A 4,129-nucleotide genomic window follows, 5' to 3' on the forward strand; every position below is an offset into this window, starting at 1 on the left:
GGCCGATCTGGCTTTCGTACTGCAGCAGCGCCGCGCCGGTATGCGACTGGGCGCAGCGCTTGACGTCGTCCGGCGTGCCGGCGCAGACCAGCTGGCCGCCGGCGTCGCCCCCTTCGGGGCCCAGGTCGATCAGCCAGTCGGCCGCGCGGATCACGTCCAGGTTGTGCTCGATCACGATCAGCGAATGCCCGCTGTCCAGCAGCTTGCCGAAGGCGCGCATCAGCTTGGCGATGTCGTCGAAGTGCAGGCCAGTGGTCGGCTCGTCGAACATGAACAGCCGGCCCTCGCTGGCGTCCGGCGCGACGCGCTTGCGCGCCGCCTGCGCGGTCTCGGCAAGGAAACCGGCCAGCTTCAGGCGCTGCGCCTCGCCGCCCGACAGCGTCGGCACCGGCTGGCCCAGCTTCACGTATTCGAGGCCGACGTCGACGATCGGCTGCAGCACGCGCAGCACCTCGGCATCGGCGGCGAACAGCGCCACCGCCTCGCTGACGGTCAGCTCCAGCACGTCGGCGATGCCCAGCGCCCGGCCGCCGCGTTCGATCTTCACTTCCAGGATTTCGGCGCGATAGCGGCTGCCGTCGCAATCGGGGCAGCGCAGGTAGACGTCGGACAGGAACTGCATCTCGACGTGCTCGAAGCCCGAGCCGCCGCAGGTCGGGCAGCGTCCGTCGCCCGAGTTGAAGCTGAAGGTGCCGGCGGTATAGCCGCGCTGCTTGGCCAGCGGCGCCTTGGCGAACAGCTTGCGGATCTCGTCGAAGGCGCCGACATAGCTAGCCGGATTGGAGCGCGCGGTCTTGCCGATCGGCGACTGGTCGACGAACACGGCATCGCCGATCTGCTCGGCGCCGACCAGCGCGCGGTGCGCGCCGGGGGCTTCGGTGGCGCGGCCGAAATGGCGGGCCAGCGCGGGGTGCAGCACGTCCTGGATCAGCGTCGACTTGCCCGAGCCGGATACGCCGGTCACGCAGACCAGGCGCTGCAGCGGGATCGACACGGTGACGTCCTGCAGGTTGTGTTCGCTGGCGCCTTCGAGCACCAGCCGCGGCGTGGCCTCGTCGACCGGCCGGCGGACCCAGTCCGACGCATCGGCGACGCGGCGCTGGCCACCCAGGTATTGCCCGGTCAGCGTGCCGGCGTGGCGGATCTCGGCCGGCGTGCCGTCGTAGACGATCTCGCCGCCGCGCTCGCCCGGGCCCGGGCCCATGTCGATCAGGCGGTCCGCGGCCAGCATCACCGAGGGATCGTGCTCGACCACCACCAGCGTATTGCCGGCATCGCGCAGCCGCCGCATCGCCTCGACGATCCGGTTCAGGTCGCGCGGGTGGAGGCCGATGCTCGGCTCGTCGAGCACGAACAGCGTGTTGACCAGCGAGGTGCCGAGCGCGGTGGTCAGGTTGATCCGCTGCACCTCGCCGCCGGACAGCGTGCGGCTCTGGCGGTCCAGTGTCAGATAGCCGATGCCGACGTCGCACAGATACTTGAGCCGCGTGCGCACCTCGGTCAGCAGCAGCTTCAGCGCGTCGTCGAGCAGCACGCTGGGCAGCGTCAGCGTGTCGAAGAAACGGCGGATCCGTTCGATCGGCAGCAGCATCAGGTCGTGCACGGTCAGGCCGGGCAGGGCCTCCAGCTGCTCGCGTCGCCAGGCCACGCCGCGCGGCATCACGCGGCGGGCCGGGTCGAGCACCGCGTCCGCGTTCTCGCGCGAGCCCAGGCGCCACAGCATCGCCTCGGTCTTGAGGCGCGCGCCGCCGCAGGTGTCGCACAGCGTGTAGCTGCGGTACTTCGACAGCAGCACGCGGATATGCATCTTGTAGGCCTTCGACTCCAGGTAGTCGAAGAAGCGGCGCACGCCGTACCACTGGCTGTTCCACTTGCCGTTCCAGGCGGGGTCGCCGTCGATGACCCAGTCGCGCTGTTGCTGCGTCAGCTCGGCCCACGGCGTGTCGCGCGGAATGCCGGCGCGCGCGGCGTAGCGCATCAGGTCGTCCTGGCACTCCTTCCAGGCCGGTGTCTGCATCGGCTTGATCGCGCCCTGGCGCAGCGTCTTGCGGCCGTCGGGGATCACCAGGCCGAGATCGACGCCGATCACGCGGCCGAAGCCGCGGCAGGCCTCGCAGGCGCCGTAGGCGGAGTTGAACGAGAACAGCGCCGGCTGCGGATCGGCATAGCGCAGGTCGCTCTCGGGGCAGTGCAGGCCGGTGGAGAAGCGCCAGATGGTCGCTTCGGCGTCGCCGCCTTCCGCGGAGGCGGCGTCGCCCTCGGGCAGTACGTAGATGTTGACGCGCCCGGCGCCGCGCTTGAGCGATGATTCGATCGCCTCGACCACGCGGGCCTTGTCGGCACGCTGCAGGCGGAAGCGGTCGGCCACCACGTCGAGCATCTTGCGCGGGCCGGTCGGCGAGTTGACCACCCGCTGCGCCTGCACGCGGGTATAGCCGCTGACCGACAGCCATTGCGCGATCTCGTCCTCGCTCGCCGATTCCGGCAGTTCTACCGGGAAGGTGACCGCCAGGCGCGGGTCGCCGTCGCGGGTGCGCTCGAGCAGTTCGGCGTAGATCGTCTCGGGGGTGTCGTGGCGTACCGGCAGCGCCGTTTCGCGGTCGAACAGCTGGGCGGCGCGGGCGAACAGCAGCTTCAGGTGGTCGTTCAGCTCCGTCATGGTGCCGACCGTCGAGCGCGAGCTGCGCACCGGATTGGTCTGGTCGATCGCGATGGCCGGCGGCACGCCCTCGACGCGCTCGACCTGGGGCCGGTCCATCCGGTCGAGGAACTGGCGGGCGTAGGCGCTGAAGGTCTCGACATAGCGCCGCTGCCCCTCGGCATAGAGGGTATCGAAGACGAGGCTCGATTTGCCGGAGCCGGACGGACCCGTGACCACCGTCATTTCGCCGGTGCGCAGGTCCAGATCGACTTGCTTGAGATTGTGCTGACGCGCGCCGCGGATGCGGATGACGCCGGAAGACATGGGGAGGAATCCTTTCGATGGCCGCACCGCGCCCAGGGCCGGGGCGGTGGAAAGTCGGGCGTAAACTTTAGCAAAAGTCCCGCGGACGCGTCCGGATGCCACGCCGGCGCCGCCCGGCGGCCCGCCACGGGTCACCGGACGTGGTCCGCCGCACCGACTGCCGCCTGCCTCCGGCGCGCCCCTTTGCACAGATTCCGGGTGTTTTCAAGAAGACTCCGCTTGCCGCGCCCCATAGCATGGCCGCGCCGGCGGTGGGCGCGTCCGGTCGAGCGGCATACCGCTCCGCCTCCGGAACCCCGCAGGCAGCCCCGGCGGCCGCCGGCACCAGCCATCGGCGCCCACCCGCGGCCACCCACAGCGACCCGCCAGCCCACCGCCGCCCCTCACGCCGCCAGCCCGTCGCCTCGGCACCCGGCTGGCAACCGGTGCCGCGCCCCTCCGCGGCGCCCATCCCAAATGCCAGGAGAACACGCATGGTGCTACCAACCAGGAGTTTCATCGATGCCAAGCCTGCCGGTGCGCCGGGCGGCGCATCGACCGTGGAAGAGACGGCGGTCGCCGACCTGCACGCGGCCATCGCGCGTGGCGACGCGGCGGCGATCGACAAGCTGGCGGCCGCGCAACCGACGCTGCTGCGGCTGCCGGACCGCGATGGCAACAGCGCGCTGCACCTGGCGATGCTCGCCGGCGGCGAGCTGAAGACCGTCGAAGCGCTGCTGCGGCACGGCGCCGATCCGGCGCTGACCAACGCCAACGGCGATACCGCGCTGCATCTGGCGTTTCAGCTCCGGCCGTCGGCGCCGCAACTGGTGCGCACGTTGCTGCGCCAGCTGGAGGAGCAGGGCGCCCACGCCGCGAAGCTGGCGCTGTCAGCGCGCAATGCCGATCGTCGGCCGCCGGTGGCACTGGCACCGCTGGCGGACGGCGATGCGATGGCAGGCGACGCGGCACTGTCGGCGACCATCGGCGAACTCGTGGCGGACTATCTCGGCTGGCTCGCAAGCAGCGGCACCGACGGACTGGCGCACGCCGCCGGCAGCGGCGACATCGCGCAACTGACGCCGTGGCTGGCGCGGGCCGAATCGTTGTCGCTGCCGCTGTCGCCGCGGGGCCACGGGGCATTGGCCATCGCCGCGGGGCGCGGCCAGCTGGCGGCGATGCGCG

Annotated in this window: 2 protein-coding genes; one reads left to right on the forward strand and one right to left on the reverse strand. The window is 71.3% G+C overall.

From position 1 onward, the window contains the following. Positions 1 to 2,965: excinuclease ABC subunit UvrA (gene uvrA / locus B551_RS14735; RefSeq protein WP_023264409.1), on the reverse strand; the 2,965-nt coding region annotated here is incomplete at its 3' end. Between the two features lie 473 nt (positions 2,966 to 3,438). On the opposite strand from uvrA, the gene B551_RS14740 reads away from it, so the two are divergent. Then, positions 3,439 to 4,129: ankyrin repeat domain-containing protein (locus B551_RS14740; RefSeq protein ID WP_043439879.1), on the forward strand; the 691-nt coding region annotated here is incomplete at its 3' end.

The organism is Cupriavidus sp. HPC(L), assembly GCF_000307735.3.
Classification (GTDB): Bacteria; Pseudomonadota; Gammaproteobacteria; order Burkholderiales; family Burkholderiaceae; genus Cupriavidus.